The following is a 19,654-nucleotide window of genomic DNA, read 5'->3' on the forward strand; positions in this document are numbered from 1 at the left end:
AATTGTTAGACAACATCTAACAGATCGGAGGTGCAGTTTTTTTGTGAAAATGTAATATGGACTCACTCTATTCCGTTAATCTTTGGAGTAATCATGAATTGGTCTATGAAGCAGATATAAGGTTAGCACTTACGGAGTTCACACATCATAAATAACATATCATTTTTCCAAAAAGGAAACCATTTTACCATATATTTATTATCATTTAATCTACTCTTATGAAGTAACCGATTTCATTATTTATGTTTACCAACGGAGGAGAGCGAATGAATCCTAATTTGAAAGAAATGATCAGTCAATTGACATTGGAAGAAAAAGCAGAACTCTGCTCAGGTAAAGATTTCTGGAACACCATATCCATCGACCGCCTTGGGGTTCCCTCTATTATGATGACTGATGGTCCTCACGGACTTCGAAAACAAGAGGGGAGTTCGGACCACTTAGGAATAAACAAAAGTGTACCAGCTACCTGCTTCCCATCCGGGAGTGGAGTTGCCTCATCATGGAATCGTGAACTTGCCCATACGATGGGGATAGCAATCGGACAAGAAGCAGCGGCAGCGGATATTTCGATTGTGTTGGGACCTGGTGTGAATATTAAGCGTTCCCCGCTATGCGGCCGAAATTTTGAATATTATTCTGAAGACCCTTACTTATCGGGAACTTTGGCAGCCAGCTATATTCAAGGCGTACAAAGCCAAGGCGTGGGTACTTCCATCAAACATTTTGCTGTAAACAACCAGGAATATAAGCGAATGTCTGTCGATGCGGTGGTGGATGAACGGACTTTACGGGAAATTTATCTGGCTAGCTTTGAATATGCAGTGAAAGAGGGAGAGCCATGGACCGTCATGGCCGCTTATAACAGAGTAAATGGTGATTTTTGTTCTGAAAACAGCCGGTTACTAACTGAGATTCTCCGGGAAGAATGGGGATTTGCAGGCGTAGTGGTGTCGGATTGGGGAGCGGTCAATGAACGGGATCAGGGACTAGCTGCCGGTCTGGATCTGGAGATGCCTTCCAGCAACGGTGCGGGATGCAAGAAAATTATTGAAGCTGTTCAATCGGGAAAGCTGAGTGAAGAGATGCTGGATCAATCTGTTGAGAGATTGTTGTCACTTGTATTCCAAGCTGTAGATCGCCAGCGGAAGTCAGTATCGGTTGATGTAGAGGCTCAGCACCAGTTGGCCAGAAAGATTGCAAGTGAATGCATGGTCCTGCTTAAGAATGAGGAGAGCATTCTCCCTCTAAACACGGAAGATACCATTGCGGTTATCGGAGCCTTTGTGCAGCAACCGCGCTACCAGGGCGGCGGTAGTTCACATATTATGCCGACGAAGCTGGATAACATCTATGCAGAAATCCTTAAAACAGCCACTGACAGTGCAAGCATCTCGTATGCAGCCGGTTATACATTAGACGAAGATGTTGTAAACGAAGAACTGATTCAAGAAGCAGTAGCTACCGCAAAGAATGCACAGGTTGCCGTGATATTTGCCGGGCTGCCTGAACGTTACGAGTCCGAAGGATTCGACCGGAAACACCTTCAATTACCGGAAAGTCACAGAACTTTAATTGAAGCAGTAGCAGAGGTTCAAGAGAATATTATTGTTGTATTGAGCAACGGAGGCCCCATTGAAATGCCTTGGCTGGATAAAGTTAAGGCTGTATTGGAGGCATACCTTGGAGGACAGGCTTTGGGCGGTGCAATCGTTGATATTCTCTTTGGAAACGTAAATCCAAGCGGAAAACTGGCTGAAACATTTCCTAAAAAGCTGATCCATAATCCGTCGTATTTGAATTTCCCCGGAGACGGTGAGACTGCCGAATATCGGGAAGGTATTTTTACGGGTTACCGTCATTACGATACAAGAGATGTGGAGCCTTTATTTCCATTTGGCTTTGGTTTGAGCTACACCCAATTTGAATATAGTGATCTGCAGGTCAGTCATAAACAGATCAAAGATACTGGCAGTATAACGGTTACAGCAAAAGTTAAAAACACGGGTGAAACAGCGGGCAAAGAGGCCATTCAGCTATATGTACGTGATGTGGAATCGACGGTCCCACGTCCAATTCAGGAATTAAAGGGGTACACCAAAGTTTCACTTCATCCTGGTGAAGAGACCACCGTACATTTTGAACTGGACAAAAGAGCCTTTGCTTACTACGATGTTAAGCTGAAAGACTGGCATGTAGAGACGGGTAAATTCGAGATTATGGTCGGAAAATCTTCAAGAGAGATTGAACTCGTTGAAACGATCGAGGTAGAATCGAGCGTTATTGTTACCAAACCCATTACCAGGCATTCCACATTCGGTGAATTACTGCAGCATCCCGTTGGTGCTGAAATTATGGGTGCGATGGGGCAATATGACGGGAATGAAGCAGGACTGGGTGAGGGAATGCAGGAACTAATTATGGGTACCACATTGCACAATGCAGCACTTATGAGCAACGGTCAGCATCTTATCCGCTGTTAACCGTTAAATGAATGCATCGTTAGAATAAGCCCGGCGCAGCCCGGGCTTATTCCTCTATCATATGATGCGTTTGTTGATACTGCTTAGGGGTTCTGCCTGAATGTTTTTTGAAAATTTTGGTGAAATAACTCTGATCCGTAAAATTCAAAAGAGACCCGATTTCAGAGAGAGGAGTGTTCGTAAATTGAATCATATGTTTAGCTTCCTCAATTTTGATCTGTTGAATATATTCATTCACGGGAACTCCCACTTCTTTTTTAAATAGTACAGACAGATAGTTTGGGCTAATACCGGCATGTTCAGCAATTTCTTCGTGAGTAATTTTGGAATAACGGTGGTTATATATATAATTTTTGCAAAGTGTTACGATTTTAGAATGCTGCGATTCTTTAACCTGAGAGACTTTCTCGGTTAACGAAAAAAATGCTTCCAAGCAGCATTGATCGATTTCTTTATCGGTCCGTAGATCCTCGAGGCGCTGTATGTAAATATCACTTACCGAAAAAGCAATCTCCGAATAGAGACCACCGTCAATTGCTGCTCTGGCTGCAAGAGCTATACCGATGATGCCAAGATTCTTTTTAGAACGGATATGACTTGATTTGGACAGGACTCCTGTATTTTCATGACCAAGTTGAGTAAAGTGTTTAAGCATATCCAATTGACCTTCCTTGACGATCGTTAACAATTTCTTTTCATTGAGTGGGTTGTGATGGAGCGTCTCATCATAGCCTTTTGAAGAATTTATGGAACCTTGTATTTCTTTTTCCTTGATATACATACTGCGCAAAGAGTCCTGTACTACATCCTCAGCTTCGATCAATTCATGATTAAACATTTGATTAACCAAGATCGTGATGTTGATTAGCCTCTCATGAGTTATCACAGGAACAGACTGATAATAATGAAATACTTGTTCCCGGTTGGCAAAGAGATGTGTGTCATTGATAAGCCCATTTAGTTTATGTTCAATCAAGCTAAATGGAAGGGAAGGTCCTAAAATGATGGTTCCTTCATCGTTCTGATTGTTACCAATAGGAATTAGAATGTAGTTCTCAAAAAACATCGTTCTTACAACAGATGGATCTTCTTTACACACCGATGGATCAAACCCCAACACTGAAAAAAAGAATTGTTTATCATTTTTATACAGCGGATTAAGTATTCGATTACCCAACAGTTCGAATTGAACCTCTCCGGAGGAACTTACGAAGAATATGGACATATCAAAAAGTTCTGCAATGAGTTTACATTGACGTTTTAGATCCATTTTGTGTTTGACTCCTTCTTTTTTTAATCATCTTATCACATCAAAATTACAAAATTACAATGATATTACCATATTGTATGCGGAAAATTCTTTATGATATTTTAGTAAGCGTTAACATTTCGGTACACGATCTATGTTGAAAGGTGGTTATCTCATGGAATTAAAAGATTTTCGGATTGAATACATGCAAAATCCGATTGGACTGGACACAATAAACCCCAGATTCTCATGGAAATTAGGTTCTATTGAACAGGACGTTATGCAATCCGCTTACCGAATAATAGTCACACAAGATTTGCAGAAAATCTGGGATTCTGGAAAGAAGGATGAAGACAACTCCGTTTTAGTGGAATACGCTGGTCCTCGTTTGCAGGCCACGACTTTGTATCAGGTTCAAGTCGAAGTTTGGGATAACCAAGGTAATCACGCAGCCATGGAAGGACATTTTGAGACCGGGTTGCTGAAGGGCAGCAACTTTCAGGCAGAGTGGATCACACATCGATTCCCGAGTGAAGAAAGTGCTCCTCCCGTTTTCTACAAAGAATTTTCCGTCGAAAAGGAGATTCAGCAAGCCCGAATCTATGCGACTTCCCTCGGTGTTTATGAAATTGCGATCAATGGGACAAGAGTAGGGGAAAACTATTTTGCCCCTGGATGGACAAATTACAACGAGCGATTGCAGTATCAGACTTACCGTTTGGACGGGATGCTGGAAAGTCAGAATAAAATAGAGATTACGGTGGGGAATGGCTGGTTTAAAGGCATATTCGGTTTTACTTGCACTCCGAACCATTACGGGGATAGAGTCGCTGCACTTGCGGAAATCCACATTGTCTATACGGATGGAACAAAAGAGATCATTGCAACCGACAAAACCTGGCAGGTGACTACCGGACCCATCCGTTCAAGCGAAATATACATGGGCGAGACTTATGATTCTTGTTTTCATGAAATTCAGTCCTTCTATGTGGAAACGGCTTCTTTCGATAAAAATCGCCTTGTTGCTCAGGAAAGTGAACCTGTCACAATCACAAAAAGACTCCCTGCCCTTCAGTTGATTACAACCCCTAAAGGAGAATGTGTCATTGATTTCGGGCAAATCCTTACTGGGTTTGTAGAGCTTCGAACAAAAGGGCTGAAAGGTCAAATGATAACCATACGGCATGCTGAAGTCCTTGATAAGGAAGGAAATTTCTATCCGGATACGTTAAGGCAGGCAGTATCCATTGATCGATTGATCTGTAATGGTAAAGATCAAATTTTCGCCCCTCACTTCACATTCCATGGATTTCGCTATATCGCCATTGAAGGGGTAGATGAGATCCAGGTTGATCAATTCACGGCTTGCGTACTTCATTCAAGTCTGGAGGAAACAGGCCGTTTCGTAACTTCCAATGCGATGGTGAACCAATTACAAAGCAATATTCAGTGGAGCCAAAGAGGCAACTTTCTGGATATACCGACGGACTGCCCTCAAAGAGACGAGCGTTTAGGATGGACAGGAGATGCACAGGTATTTGCCGGGACAGCTGCGTTCAATATGAATGTTGCTTCCTTCTTCAAGAAATGGCTGCGTGACCTTGCCTCTGAACAGACGGAGGAATATGGGGTTCCCCATGTCATTCCTAACATTCTTGGAAATCAGGAAGGAGCCGCTGCCTGGAGCGATGCCGCTGTTATTGTCCCTTGGGTCATGTACCAAACCTATGGAGATCTTCGTTTGCTGCGAGAACAATACGACAGCATGAAGGGGTGGATTGATTATATTACTGCACGTTGTGGAACCAATGGACTATGGCAGACTGGTTATCAATATGGGGACTGGTTAGGGTTAGACAAAGAGGAGATCAGTAACGAAAGAACAGGGGCTACAGATGTTTATCTGGTAGCAAACGCTTATTATGCGTATTCGACCGAACTGGTTGCAAAGACAGCCAAGCTTCTGGACAAAACCGAAGATGCCGTCCGTTACGAAAAATTGTACAGCGAGATCAAACAAGCCTTCAATTCAGAATATATCTCTTCAACTGGCAGACTGGTCAGCGAAACGCAAACGGCGTGCGTATTAGCTTTACACTTCAACCTTGCTGAGGAAAGATACAAGGATCGGATCCGCAAGACGCTTGAAAACAATATTGCGAAACATAAAAACCATCTCACGACAGGATTTGTTGGTACTCCATATCTATGTCATGCTTTATCGGACAATGACCTGCATGACCTTGCTGGTATCTTGTTTTTAAAAGAGGATTTCCCATCCTGGCTGTACGCCGTAAAGAAAGGAGCTACCACGATATGGGAACGCTGGAATTCCATTCTGCCGAATGGTGATTTCGATACATCGGGCATGAACTCCTTGAATCATTATGCCTATGGATCCATTGGTGAATGGATGTATAGAAAACTCGCGGGAATTAATCCAATTGAAGCAGGTTATAAGAAGATTCTAATAAAACCTCAATTCATCCGAGGAATCAGTTCGGTAGATGCTGCTTTTGATTCGGTCTACGGAGAGATAAAAAGCTCTTGGTCATGCAGGGCGGGTAAAATTATTGTAAATGTAACTATACCAGCAAATACAACAGCAATTATTGTACTGCCTGAGAAACCCATGCCTGTGGAGGTTGGCTCCGGATCTTACAGCTTCGAATATGCGACGGAAACCAGTCTCGAGAGAGAACGATTTACGATGGATTCGACACTCAAAGAGATTGTGGAAGAGCCCACAGCAGTTCGAATGTTAAACGAGCACGCTCCCGGTATGCTGGATCACCCGATGATCCAATATGCTTATGATTTATCTGTAAGCCAATTGCTGGCCAATACGCCAGAGGAGACCGAACAGTTATTTAGAAGAGTCATTCATATGCTCAATGCCTCCTAGGTGTTAAGGGGAAAGAGTTGAATATAGAAGGCGCTGCAGGAAACGAGCAGCGCCATTTTGTATTACAGAAATTCGTTTTGGCAGAACGAAATTATAGCGCTTAAAAAAAGCGAAGCTCCAACATGAAATTACTAAAAAAATAATGAAGTTACCATATTTATGCTTTGTGGAGGACTAAAATAATGTTTGAAAGCGTTACCATGAAACGAATGAGATAAGGGGGAACAGCAATGAAAGCAGAGCGGGATATTTTTAATCCACCAGTTGGAAAGGGAAGTAAAAAGTCCAGGGCATTAGGCCTTGATGCCCAAGGAATCCAGAAAACAATGCGTCCTTACCATTACTTAGGCGACGGAGCAGCCCAAGTTGCCTTAAACTCCATCAACGGACTAATCGGGATGTTAACTTATTTTTATACGGATAAGGTAGGGATTGCAGCTGCCACAGTGGGTACGATTATGCTCATCACCAAATTTATCAATGCAATAGCAGACTTGCTGATGGGTAGAATCGTTGATGCGACAAAATCCAAATATGGAAAGGCTAGACCTTGGATTCTATGGATGGCTCTACCCACACTGGCATCTATCATATTACTGTTCACAGTGCCCGCCGAGGCATCATCAACGGTAAAAACCTTCTATGCTTTAGCTACAGTAGCTTTTGCTTCAGCTATTGTGTATACGGGAATTGCGATCCCTTTCGGAAGCTTGATGGCGATCCGCACCCGAAGTGTAGAAGAACGCGGTAAAATGGGCCTTACCCGAACCATCTTTGGATATATTATCGGGATGATTATTGCTATCGCATTAATTCCAATAACCAATATGCTTGGTGGGGATCAAAAAGCATGGATTATCGTTGCGGTTGTACTGGGAATTGTATCTTTCATTTCCTTAATCCTGACCTTCTTAGCATCCAAAGAAAATAATACTGGCATAAGTATTTTTGAAAGCGATAACATTCCCTTCTGGGAAAGCATCAAGCTCTTATTTCAAAACAAATACTGGGTCATTATGCTGTTTGCTCAGTTATTGATCAACATGTTGTATACGCTTAACGGTTCAACAGGAATCTATTACACCAAGTATATTCTCGGGAATGAGGACCTGATCGGAATCATGGGGGCAGTTGGATTGGTTCCGGTATTTTTGGGTTTTGTTATGGTGGGACCCATGATCAAGAAGTTCGGACTTACCAGAACTGCACGGATAGGTATGATTCTTGGCATCGTTTCATCACTTATTCGTTGCTTCATGCCATATAACTTTATTGCAGCTTTGGTACTTGGCGGTATCGCAACACTGGCAACCATTCCAATGATGGCTGTGGGCGGGGTGTTGGTGAACAACACAGTGGAATACGGTGAATGGAAGACAGGTAAACGGTTAGTTGGAATGGTTAATAGCGCAAACAGTTTTGGCGTTAAAATTGGTATGGGCCTGGCTGCCGCGATGATCGGCTGGATTCTGGCAATGGGCAACTACGACGGAGCATTAGCAACGCAGGCGGATTCAGCGATTACCAGCATTCTGGTTCTGACGGTATATCTTCCTTTGGTGATATTCGTTCTTACGTATATCTGCTTGCGCAAGTACGATTTGGATGATAAGTATCCTCAAATTGTAAAAGAATTGGAAGAGCGCTTGAATCCTTAGGAAGGTACGGGTTATCGCGCATTACTGAAAGTAAATGAACTTATTTGAAAGTGAATCACCAAATGTGATAGTCTTTATATTGTAATGATATCATTACTATCATTTTGAGGAGTGATGCGATGTTTACCAATGAAAATCAAGGTCGTTCCAAGTCCAAAGTTGATTTCTTGGATCATTCTTTCATTCAGCAGCCTTTCCCAGTCTACGAAAAGCTGCGTGCCGAAGAGCCTGTCCATCGACTATTACTACCCAGTGGGCACGCTGCGTGGATGGTTACCCGCTATGAGGATGCCGTCAACATTTTGCAGGATGGTCGGTTTGTAACCGGGGTTCTCGATAACAGGAACAATGAAACGGAGGAGTCCCTTCCTCCGCATCAGGCGATTATTTCACGGAATCTGATCAGTGTTGGTCCGGAAGATCATCGTCGACTGCGGCGCTTGATTCAGAAGGCATTCACTCCCCGCATGATTGAGAGGCTGCGGGGACGAATTGTGGAAATAAGCGATGAATTGCTGGATAAGATTCAGGCCGGAAACACTCGGGAATTTGATTTGATCGAGGACTATGCCTTCCCGCTGCCCATTATCGTTATTTGTGAAATGCTAGGTGTTCCGCTGAAGGATCAAGATAAATTCAGAGCCTGGTCCAACACCATTATGGAGAGTGTCAGCAATCCGCAGATGAACCAGGAGAGCGATGAAGTGATGAAGGCTTTTGTAGATTACTTACAAAAACTGATCACGGAGCGTCGTAACCATATTCAACAGGACCTCATCAGCGATCTCATCAGCATAGAGGAAGAAGGTGACAAGCTAACAGAGCAGGAGTTATATGCACTTGTGTTCGTGCTCATCATAGCAGGGCATGAAACAACAGTGAATCTGATCGGGAACGGCATGCTGGCGTTGCTGGAACATCCTCAGCAAAAGCAACTACTTATGGAGCAACCGGATCTGATTCAAGCGGCGGTTGAGGAAGTGCTGCGATTTAATGGGCCGGCAGAAATTAGCAATGTTCGATGGGCTGCGGAAAATGTTGATTTTCAAGGAATACAAATTCGCCAAGGAGATATGATGCTGGTCGCTTTATCCTCAGCGAATCGGGATTCCAGTCGATACGAGAACCCCGATACGTTTGACATTACTCGTAAAGTCAATGACCACATTGCTTTTGGTAAAGGAATTCATTATTGTCTTGGCGCTCCACTTGCGAGACTTGAAGGCGAGATTGCGATCAACGCTTTACTTCAACGGCTGCCGGAGATTCGGTTAAATACGGAAGCGGAACTGCTGGAGTGGAGGCCAGGTATGATCATCCGGGGACTCAAAGCTTTTCCGGTCGTATACTAATCGAAATAATAGTTTGAACCTAAATTATCAATATATTGGAGAGATGAACCTAATGAGTTACGACGAGAATATCCGAATTGGTGAATTGTTGAACAACACAGAATCGTTTGCTGTACTGGAAAAGCATTTGCCAGAATTCGTGAAGGAACCAACGTTCAAGATGGCCACTAACTTTACGTTGGATCAACTAGCTGCATTGCCTCAGGTAGATATTCCTTTGTCTACACTTCAGTCTTTGAAGCAGGAACTGGCAGCCATTGAATTAGGAGCAACAGCCCAGAAGCCAGAACCTGTTGCACCGACAGGAAATAAAGAAGGTATCTCTCTGGAAGGTAAAGTGATCGTTGTTACGGGAGCTGGGAGTGGAATCGGAAGAGCCAGCGCGGTGATTATGGGATCTCGCGGAGCGAAGCTTGTACTGGTTGATTTCAATGAGCAGACAGGGGAAGAAACGCTAGCACTGGTTCACGAAAATGGCGGCGAAGCTACTTTTGTACAGGCTGACGTCTCGAAAGAGAGCGATGTGCAAAACTATATTCAAAAGGCAGTAGAAGTCTATGGGAAAATTGACGTGGCATTCAACAACGCGGGCATACTCCAGAAATTCCAACGTTTCCAGGATATCTCCGAGGAAGAATTTACACGGATCATGGATGTGAATGTGAAAGGGATCTTTTTAGGCATGAAATATGCCTTGCAGGTTATGGATAAACAGGGATATGGCCATATCATTAATACGGCGTCCACTACGGCCATTCGTGCTGAACACAGTCTGGGTGCATACACCGCAAGCAAACATGCGGTTGCGGGTTTGACCAAAGCGGCGGCCATTGAATATGTTCGCAAAGGTATTCGTATTAATGCCATCTGTCCTGGAGGTGTAGCTACAACATTGACAGCAGCGGTTCCCCAATCGCTGCAGGAGAGCGGCTACGTGCCTGAAGAGTTTCCGAATATGCGGATCGGGCGTTATGCCGAGCCAGAAGAACTCGCCCAGATCGTTGCGTTTCTTGCATCTGATTATTCCAGTTACATGACAGGATCAATCATCCTCGCAGATGGTGGCATCACACTCTAATCATTCACTGTACATCCCCCTAATAATCAAAAGATAAGTGTGCTTGTAATAAGTCTACAAGCACACTTATCTTTTATGTTTAGTTCATTCCTTTTGCGATCAGCAATAGATGATTCATGTTGACCTTCTGCAACACTACAATAATAGGAAATGGCCGGAGGGGGAACCCTTTGGGAGGTTTTACATCCTTCTTCAAAGTTATCGTCCTTAAGTCTAACTTGTGGACGATTTTCATTACAATAGGGTATGTACGAAAGGGCATGCACGATCGTACCTCTTTTTGGTCGTAATTTGGACTATAATGACTTATACAAGAGGTGATCCCATGAAAATAGTACGGAAGAAGACGAATCCGTCCGGAATAAATGAAGAAACGGACCCGATTGCGTCTTCTCGTATTCCGATATTGATCTGGCTTTGGCTTGTTGCCACGGCTACTTTGATCCTGCAAACCATGTCAGCTCCTATATTAGTACCCAGTATTTTCTTTGTAGCTGTAATGTTAACTCATACGATCGTATACTGGGAAGTAAACAAACTTATACAACGATCCAAATTACTCTACATTCTTCTTCAATCAGGGTTAATTTTCGGAAGTGCCATGTTAATGCCAGATGGTATGCCTGCTGTATTGATTGGTTTAATTCCGGTATTGATTGGACAGACCCTTGCAATTTATTATGAGACAGCGAAAATTGTGCTAGTTGCGTTTGTATTATATTTATTATTCTGCACGGTAACCCTGTTTACACGATCTGGCATGGATGTCGCCTTGTTAATTCTATTACTGTTAATGATGATCGTTGTCGTGGTCTCCTATGCGGTGCTGTTCTATCGTCAGGTCAACGCCCGTGTTAGAACATTAACGTTTCTGCATGAGCTGGAGAAGGCTCATCAAAAAGTAGAGGAATTGACGCTAACAAGCGAGCGACAACGTATGGCAAGAGATCTGCATGATACATTAGCTCAAGGACTCGCCGGTATTATAATGCAGCTGGAGGCTGTAGATGAGCACATGAATCGAGGAAGCTTTCCGCGCGCCCACGAGATTATCCGTAGTTCAATGGGACAAGCACGCAAAACATTGGCTGATGCACGCAAAGCCATTGATGACCTTCGAACCAAGGCAACACCGGCTATTACCTTCGGAGAGGCAATACAGGAACAAATTCAACGTTTCCAACAGGCGACCGGAATCCAGATCGTTTTGGACGGGAATGCTCCCAGTTCCATATCCAAAGTAGGCATGGAACACGTATTGCACATTTTAAGTGAATCGCTAATGAACATAGCCAGGCATGCCCAGGCAACGAGCGTAACCATTCACATGGCTATAGAGAAAGAAGATTTCCATCTTATTATACGAGATAACGGAAGGGGCTTTAGCGTAGACCGAATCGGAAAACAATCCGGACACTATGGCTTGATCGGGATGAATGAAAGGGCTAGGTTGATAGGTGGCAGTATTGAAATTGAGAGCGGTAAACAAGGAACGACTATCTTGTTTCGTGTTCCACTGAAAAAGGAGAAGTCTGAATGAAATATAACATACTCATCGTAGATGATCATTGGGTGGTGCGTGAAGGACTTAAATTAATATTGGAGACCAGTGACAATTATCTAATTGTCGGAGAGGCTGAGGAAGGAGAAGAAGCTATACGAATTATGTTAGACAAACAGCCTGATGTCATTCTACTGGACTTAAATATGCCGGGGGGACTCAGTGGTTTAGATACTTTGAAACGTATGAACGAGCAACACATTCGTATACCTGTCATTATCTTAACGACATACAACGAAGATGACTTGATGATCGAGGGACTTTCCCTTGGAGCCAAAGGGTACTTGCTCAAGGATACGAGCCGAGAACAATTATTTCGAACGTTGGATTCTGCCATTCGTGGAGAAACACTGCTTCAACCTGAAATAACGTCAAGAGTCTTTGCGTTTCATGCGAAGTCTTCTCAAGAATCCAAAACACAGCCACAACTATTAATTGACAAGGAGTCAGCCCTGATTAGTGAGAGAGAGTTATTCGTTTTACAAGCCGTGGCTCGTGGTTTACGCAGCAGAGATATTGCTTTTGATATGGGTATTGCCGAGAGAACAGTAAAAGCATACCTCACCAACATTTACAACAAACTTGGAGTCAATTCACGATCAGAAGCTGTTGCAGTAGCTGTCGAAAAGGGGATTTTACACTTGTAACTTGTAAGGCACTCTTTCGTAATCAAAGATAAAATAATGGTATGCCCGTTTTGTCCTATCCCTTCTATGCCCCATCGTACATGAAAGGCTTGCCCTTTCGTACGATTTTTTTTTGTTTTTATTTCGTTACTATGGGGGTACAGAGCGTTTCCTTAGGCAGCTCTAGGATTTTTGTGGAAGTGAAAGGGGAAGAAATAAGCTATGGCAAAATGGTTATATCGTCTCGGGGGTTGGTCAACGAGAAATCGGAAAATGGTAATAACGATGGGACTAGCATTTCTTATTGTGCTTGCATCTTTAGGACTTGGTATGGGTACTTCGTTTACCGGTGAAATGACTATACCAGGAACGAAGTCGGATCAGGCAGCGAAAATCCTAAACTCAGAGTTCCCATCATCAGATGACGGTGGTCAGATCAGGCTCATTTTCAAAGCGAAAAATGATACATTGACTTCCGAGGCAAACAAAAATTACATTCGGCAAGCCTTGAAAGATGTAAAGACAGATTTATCAGTCAAATCTGTAGCTAGCCCGTTTGAGTCAATGACGCTCAGCGCAGATAAAAAGATTGGTTATGCGGACATTACGTATTCCAAACCTGCCAGTGAAGTGGATGAGAACTCGAAAGAGCATGTGTTGAACATTGCAGAGTGGCTCGGTAAGGAAGGGATTCAAACAGAGATAGGAGGCAGTGTTGCATTTTCTGAAATAGAAGTTGGAGGCATATCCGAAGTTATTGGTATCCTTATTGCCTTCATGATTTTGGCGTTCACGTTTACTTCGTTTTTAGCAGCAGGACTACCCATACTTACAGCGGTCATAGGACTCGGAATTGGACTGATGACTGTAATTATTGGTTCTAATTTCGTATCGATGTCATCCTTCTCCATTACATTAGCAGTCATGCTTGCTTTAGCAGTCGGTATTGATTATGCACTATTTATCATGTCACGGTACCGTCAGCAGTTGGCAGAAGGATATGACAGAGAAACAGCCATCGCTCAGGCTAATGCAACAGCAGGAGGCTCGGTTGTATTTGCAGGACTGACTGTAATTATTGCGCTAGTGGGTTTATCCGTCGTACAAATCCCTTTCATTACAATGATGGGACTAGCGGCTGCTATTAGCGTATTTGTAGCTGTCCTCATTGCGATCATTCTCGTACCAGCCATATTAGCTGCAGCAGGGGACCGCATTAGTCCTTCTTGCGAAAATCGTTGGCTGAGAAAATGGTCTGGGCGCAAAAAGGAGAAAACAAACGAAAACGCATGGAGTCGAGTTGTCACTAGAAAGCCTTGGCTTACTACCATTCTATGTATTGCCGTCTTAATCATATGTACTTTGCCTTTTCTGCATATGCAGCTGGGCTTGCCGGACAATGGCCTGAAATCGACAGAAACGACTGAGCGTCGTGGATATGATCTCATGGCTGAAGGATTCGGTGAAGGGTTCAACGGCCCACTCGTTATTGTAGCTAAAGCTAAAAATAGTGAGGATCCTCAATCAGCAATCGCTCAAGCAACGGCTTACATCAGCGATCTACCGAATGTCTCTAGTGCGACACCTGCAATACCGAGTCCATCGGGAAATGCAGCCATCATTACAGTGTTACCTAAGACAGGCCCGCACGACATTCGTACGACTGAACTGGTGGAGACCATACGCGAAAAAGCCGATCAACAAAACAATAAACAAGTCGAGATTATGGTTACTGGTGGAACTGCGGTAAACATTGATATTTCTGAGAAATTGCAACAGGCATTACCTAAGTTCGCTTTATTGATTGTTGGTCTGGCCTTTGTACTACTCATGCTCGTTTTCCGATCATTGCTTGTACCGATTAAGGCTGTACTTGGTTTTCTGTTCACACTAGGTTCAACACTCGGTTTTATTGTCTGGGTCATTCAGGACGGTTATCTGGCCAGTATGTTCGGTATCCCTGAGCCTGGACCGGTGCTTAGTTTCCTTCCCATTCTCGTCACTGGAATTCTGTTTGGACTTGCCATGGATTACGAGGTGTTCCTTGTCAGCCGAATGCGTGAAGACTTCACTCATACTGGAGATGCAAGACAATCGGTAAAAAGCGGGATAAACCATAGTGGGCCTGTCGTTACTGCTGCAGGCTTGATTATGATTGCCGTGTTTGCCAGCTTTATTTTTGCAGAGGACACCATTATCAAATCTATGGGATTAGCCCTGGCATTTGGCATACTCGTGGATGCTTTCATTGTGCGTATGACACTTGTGCCAGCGATAATGACCCTTCTTGGAAAAAGCGCCTGGTATATTCCTGCATGGCTTGATCGTTTGTTACCTAACATCGATGTAGAAGGCGAATCGGTTATGAGAGAAAACCATAAAGCCGCCAGTGGTTTTGATCAAACCATTACCGGAAAGACAGTTACTAGTGAAAAACATGGCTAAGTTCCGTCTACTCACCGATCGTATCTCAGATATTCCTCAGGAGTGAATCGACGATAGTGATACTCACCAGCTGTAAAAAGTAGGGGATGAGGGGGCTGCCCACAACTGCAGTGCCTTCTCCTTAACATTTTAGGAATCAGTTAAGCATTCAAACGTCATTGAAGTCAAGGTTTCAAAGAATCTAGAAAAAGACCTTTCAGTAAGTTGAATTGCTCGGATGGGTCAACGCGAGTGTTGAATGCATCGATACCTTCCAGCATGGACATTTTCTTGGAAAATGTTCCGAATACATTCATCATCGTAAGTAGAATGTTGACGGAATTTGAACTGGCACGGACCGAACGATCCTGTTCTCCCAGTGCTGCCAATTCGGTAAACAGAGCAATAATTTTGCTATATTCCGTTTGATACAATTCCATATGCTCTACAGGCTCTTTGGAAAGCGCCACGTAGCATTCAAAGGCTTCTATCAACTTGGAGTTTTGTTGATGCTCAGCTTGCTGAAAGAAAATCAGGGTGTCAAATATTTCGTTTAATTTCTCGTAACATGTTCCTTCTCCATGCACAATCTTTTCAAAGATAACCACTTCGGACTGAACAATATATGAAGCAACAGCAACAATCAAATGCTCTTTCTTGGGGAAATAGCGGAATACAGTAGCTACGCCAAGGCTTGCAGCCTTGGCAATTTCCTGCATGGTAGCCTTTTCGAATCCTTGCTGTGTGAAAATAGAAATGGCAGCTTGAATGATGCTTAAACGACGTTTCTCTCGCAGCTCGCTTCGCTCATTCTCCTGGCGTTGTCGGGGTTGAATAGGGATAACCTCCTTGTCTTTTGTAACTCAGGTTATGCTATCAATTGCGATTCTATTTGTCAACGAAGCAAGGTATTGAACGATTTTATACTCAAATAACCTTAATCAGAACACTAGCCAAGATAAGCTATAAAGGGGGACTTCATTATAAATGCGTCAAGCTCACACTTCAATATACACTTGGACTCCTTCCGACGTCCTTGCATTGTGATTGCCAGAATAGCCGATAGTCACTCAGGATTTGTTCCTGAGTGACTTTTTTTGAATGGAAAGCTTTGCATATGAGAATGACAGTTTCAACATAATCGATTACAAATGTTTATTTTTGCTTACTTGGGTGAACATATGAGTATAAATCGTTGTTTAGCTGACACTTTGGATGGTGTTTGATTATTGTAAGTGAATTTTTTGTGATTTATTATTGCCAATGTAAGTATTTTATTGAGAATTCTATTCTCATCTAAAATAGACGAACATTTCGTTAATTCACTTAATAAAGGAGTATGGATCATGAGTAAACGTTTTGAATCAAAAGTTGTTTTAATTACTGGAGCAGGCTCAGGTCTTGGACAATCAGCGGCACTTGAAATCGCAAAAGAGGGTGCCAAGCTTTCTCTCGTTGACCTGAATCAACCTGCACTTGAAGAGACCAAGAAATTGATTCTGGAAGTTGCACCTGAGGCAGAAGTTCTTCTTCTTACTGCTGATGTATCTGATGAGCAAGCAGTTCAAAAATATGTAGCTGATACGGTTCAAAAGTTTGGTCGCATCGATGGCTTCTACAACAATGCGGGGATCGAAGGTACTCAGGCTCCTACAGCCGAATATAACAGTAAAGTGTTTGACAAAGTCATTGATATTAACCTTAAAGGTGTCTTTTATGGCATGAAATACGTTCTTCCAGTGATGAAAGAGCAACAATCCGGTTCCATTGTCAATGTTGCATCTGTTGGCGGGATTCGCGGAGTTCTGAATCAGGCGGCATACGTCGCAAGTAAACACGCTGTATCGGGTATGACGAAAAATGCAGCAATCGAATACGGACAATATAACCTGAGCATCAACGCTATCGCTCCAGGGGCAATTATGACTGCGATGGTTGTCGGTTCCCTTAAACAAATCGGTGGCGAAGAAGGATGGGAAGAAGCCGGCAAAGAATTTGTTAGCGTAAACCCTAAGAGACGTTTTGGTAAACCTGAAGAAGTAGGCCGTCTTGTTGCCTTCCTGCTATCCGGCGAATCCGAATTTATTAATGGTGCTGTCATTCCTATTGATGGCGGACAATCGAACCAATACTAATAACAAAAAATACCCCTCTTTGGCAATGTCATTAAGAGGAGGCTTTAAATGAAGATAGGGAGTAGGTCATCCAAAAGATGGCTTGCTCTTTTTTTGCGTTCTCTTAAGAACGACTAACAGGCTAAAGGATGGATTATGATCAAGAGAACAACTTCAATTCTGGGGAGTGTTTCCGCTGGACTTCGATGGAGTTACTGAGGCATACTTCTTCTCTGAGGAACAAAAGGAACGGAAGATAGGGGCAATTCATTTTAACGGGGTGTTCACTTGAAAAGAAAGATCATATATATCTTTGGCATTTTGATCATTATCTGTGTTTTAGCATACGTAGTCCAAGAAAGGTTCCAGGAAAAACAAAGCGATAATCTCAAAAAAATATATTTATTAAACGGAGTAATATGGCAAACGCAACTGCGGATTAGCGATACGTTGACCTACGCAGTGGAGAATAATAAGCTTGAAACTGAATTTGTAAGGTCCTTGCTCACACTTTACGGTTATGAATCCGATGCCTTATATGTTGCTCTTGATTACAAGTATCAACATCTGCTCAACGGTCCCAATACGAGTGACTGGATTTACGAAACATTCAAAGAAAATAAACCCACAATACAACAGATGGATCTTTTGAAAAAGCTGTCTTCTCTCTATAAAGATCTATCACTGCAGCAGAGCCAATTAATGAATGAAGATGGAATATTGAATGAGAAAATCTGGAGAAACATCTTATCCATAAATAACGAAATAAAAACGCTAGTTTCGCTTATTAATTAAATTTTATCGCTGATATATTTACAAAATAGATCTAAAGTACTTGGGTATTTGTCAAAAATGCACTTCGAACGGGATTACTTACAACCAATAACCAGCTGGAGTAAAAGGTGATGAGGTAATGTTATTAGTTAAGTATATGTCCGAGAGTGATGGCACAATCAGAGCAAGAAAGCAGCAGATCAAGGGGATCTGCTGCTTTTTTAAGCTAACGAGCAGGTTAGTTGAATGAAAATCACTATACTTTGTAAGGTTTTTATTATTTTTCGATTTTTGTAGACTATAGGGCAGAGAGCCAAATGGGGGATGATGGTTAATGGAATTTAGAGAAATAACGTGGGAAAACTTTATTGAATGTATTGAGTTACAGGTAACAGAAGACCAGAAACGCTTTATCTCCTCTAATTAGTTGAATTATCGGAAAACGATAGCTCAATATGAACTTCTTTTGTTCAACCGTGAATACAGAAATTCAACCAGTGTTTTAGTTGTAAAACACACCTCCATACAATCGGAAAAAAGACACGATTATAATTAATGTATAAATTCATGGGAGGTGTTAGAAACCATGCAAGCGAATGCTAATGGTTTGGGTGAAAGAATCAGTCAGCTTCGCCGTAGTAAAAGTATGACACAAGAACAATTAGGGCTGTTACTAAATGTTAGTGCACAGGCAGTTTCCAAATGGGAAAAAGGGGACTCTTTACCGGACATATCTCTTATAACGAAGTTGGCAACCGTATTTGAATGCACAACAGACTTTTTGCATGGAATAGTTAGTAATCTGCAAGCCATGCTTCCTCAAATTAGGATGGAACTTCGGATGATGACCCAAGAACAAAAAATAAATTTTCTGGGTGAGGTCATTGCTGCAACATCTCAAAACGCACCAGTACCAGCATCTAATCCATCACTAACTCAAATCCAGTTAGGTCCATCTGGATTGGGTTTGTGGGCAAAAGATAGATTAGTTTGCATCGCTACATCACTTTTTTTAAACGAAGCCACCGAAGCAATGCATGAATCAGTTGAATTTCCAATGAACATTTTACCTGCGGATATTATAACAGTGCTAAATGAGTTATTGCTTAATAATGAAAACTTACAGCCTGACTTCACTCCAGTAGAGGATTCGATACTTCGCTCACGTCTACCCGCGGACATGAATTTTGACAAAATAATAATAGATTGCATTGAACTCGGCTTTGTGGATAGAGTTCGAGGTGGGTATAGGCTTAATGTTAAAGGTGATATTGCTACGCGGTTGTTCTCAATCGTTCAAAGGGTTGTAAGTAAACCTAGTTCGTTTACCTTTGATTTTTCGTAAAATCTTGCCTTAATTTGAATTAGTTGTCCGAATCTGTTTTTCAGCTAAGGGGAAACGTATGTTTAAACAACATCATCTTGGAGCA

The 19,654-nt window shown here is 42.6% G+C and carries 13 protein-coding genes; 11 read left to right on the forward strand and 2 right to left on the reverse strand.

Translation table 11 applies throughout. The features are described 5' to 3' along the window. Nucleotides 1-266: 266 nt before the first annotated feature. Nucleotides 267-2,483 carry a glycoside hydrolase family 3 C-terminal domain-containing protein gene (locus CHI14_RS02710; protein ID WP_095286891.1) on the forward strand — a complete coding sequence of 739 codons (2,217 nt, stop codon included), beginning with the start codon at nucleotides 267-269 and terminating at the stop codon, nucleotides 2,481-2,483. Between the two features lie 46 nt (nucleotides 2,484-2,529). Here CHI14_RS02710 and CHI14_RS02715 read toward each other — a convergent pair whose 3' ends face one another. Beyond that, complete coding sequence (locus tag CHI14_RS02715) at nucleotides 2,530-3,753, reverse strand: helix-turn-helix domain-containing protein (protein ID WP_095286892.1); 1,224 nt, start codon at nucleotides 3,751-3,753, stop codon at nucleotides 2,530-2,532. A gap of 154 nt (nucleotides 3,754-3,907) precedes the next feature. On the opposite strand from CHI14_RS02715, the gene CHI14_RS02720 reads away from it, so the two are divergent. The 7 genes from CHI14_RS02720 to CHI14_RS02755 all read left to right on the forward strand — a co-directional run bounded on the left by CHI14_RS02720 (nucleotide 3,908) and on the right by CHI14_RS02755 (nucleotide 15,357). Further along, the gene (locus CHI14_RS02720; RefSeq protein ID WP_095286893.1) at nucleotides 3,908-6,637 is read left to right on the forward strand and encodes a family 78 glycoside hydrolase catalytic domain; all 2,730 of its coding nucleotides are present in this window, start codon (nucleotides 3,908-3,910) and stop codon (nucleotides 6,635-6,637) included. A 230-nt stretch (nucleotides 6,638-6,867) separates the two neighbouring features. Then, entirely contained in the window at nucleotides 6,868-8,295 is a 1,428-nt protein-coding gene (locus tag CHI14_RS02725) for an MFS transporter (protein WP_095286894.1), read from the forward strand. Between the two features lie 119 nt (nucleotides 8,296-8,414). After that, nucleotides 8,415-9,647: a cytochrome P450 family protein gene (locus CHI14_RS02730; RefSeq protein ID WP_095286895.1), complete on the forward strand. Its 1,233-nt coding sequence runs from the start codon at nucleotides 8,415-8,417 to the stop codon at nucleotides 9,645-9,647. Between the two features lie 319 nt (nucleotides 9,648-9,966). Further along, the gene (locus tag CHI14_RS02735) at nucleotides 9,967-10,725 is read left to right on the forward strand and encodes an SDR family NAD(P)-dependent oxidoreductase (RefSeq protein ID WP_095286979.1); all 759 of its coding nucleotides are present in this window, start codon (nucleotides 9,967-9,969) and stop codon (nucleotides 10,723-10,725) included. A 325-nt stretch (nucleotides 10,726-11,050) separates the two neighbouring features. Continuing rightward, the gene (locus CHI14_RS02745; RefSeq protein ID WP_095286897.1) at nucleotides 11,051-12,265 is read left to right on the forward strand and encodes a sensor histidine kinase; all 1,215 of its coding nucleotides are present in this window, start codon (nucleotides 11,051-11,053) and stop codon (nucleotides 12,263-12,265) included. Beyond that, entirely contained in the window at nucleotides 12,262-12,933 is a 672-nt protein-coding gene (locus CHI14_RS02750; protein WP_095286898.1) for a response regulator, read from the forward strand. The genes CHI14_RS02745 and CHI14_RS02750 overlap by 4 nt, the downstream gene beginning before the upstream one ends. A 201-nt stretch (nucleotides 12,934-13,134) precedes the next feature. Next, nucleotides 13,135-15,357, forward strand: a complete 2,223-nt coding sequence (locus CHI14_RS02755) for an MMPL family transporter (protein ID WP_095286899.1) — start codon at nucleotides 13,135-13,137, stop codon at nucleotides 15,355-15,357. Nucleotides 15,358-15,521: 164 nt separating this feature from the next. Here CHI14_RS02755 and CHI14_RS02760 read toward each other — a convergent pair whose 3' ends face one another. After that, nucleotides 15,522-16,178 carry a TetR/AcrR family transcriptional regulator gene (locus CHI14_RS02760; protein ID WP_095286900.1) on the reverse strand — a complete coding sequence of 219 codons (657 nt, stop codon included), beginning with the start codon at nucleotides 16,176-16,178 and terminating at the stop codon, nucleotides 15,522-15,524. Between the two features lie 504 nt (nucleotides 16,179-16,682). Between CHI14_RS02760 and CHI14_RS02765 the strand changes: the two genes are divergently transcribed. The 3 genes from CHI14_RS02765 to CHI14_RS02775 all read left to right on the forward strand — a co-directional run bounded on the left by CHI14_RS02765 (nucleotide 16,683) and on the right by CHI14_RS02775 (nucleotide 19,569). Next, entirely contained in the window at nucleotides 16,683-17,471 is a 789-nt protein-coding gene (locus CHI14_RS02765) for a glucose 1-dehydrogenase (RefSeq protein ID WP_095286901.1), read from the forward strand. A 267-nt stretch (nucleotides 17,472-17,738) separates the two neighbouring features. Beyond that, nucleotides 17,739-18,245 carry a hypothetical protein gene (locus CHI14_RS02770; RefSeq protein WP_095286902.1) on the forward strand — a complete coding sequence of 169 codons (507 nt, stop codon included), beginning with the start codon at nucleotides 17,739-17,741 and terminating at the stop codon, nucleotides 18,243-18,245. A gap of 565 nt (nucleotides 18,246-18,810) precedes the next feature. After that, on the forward strand, nucleotides 18,811-19,569 hold the full coding sequence (locus CHI14_RS02775) for a helix-turn-helix domain-containing protein (protein WP_095286903.1): 759 nt from the start codon (nucleotides 18,811-18,813) through the stop codon (nucleotides 19,567-19,569). Nucleotides 19,570-19,654 lie beyond the last annotated feature (85 nt).

The organism is Paenibacillus sp. 7516 (assembly GCF_002272715.1).
GTDB lineage: Bacteria > Bacillota > Bacilli > Paenibacillales > Paenibacillaceae > Paenibacillus > Paenibacillus illinoisensis_A.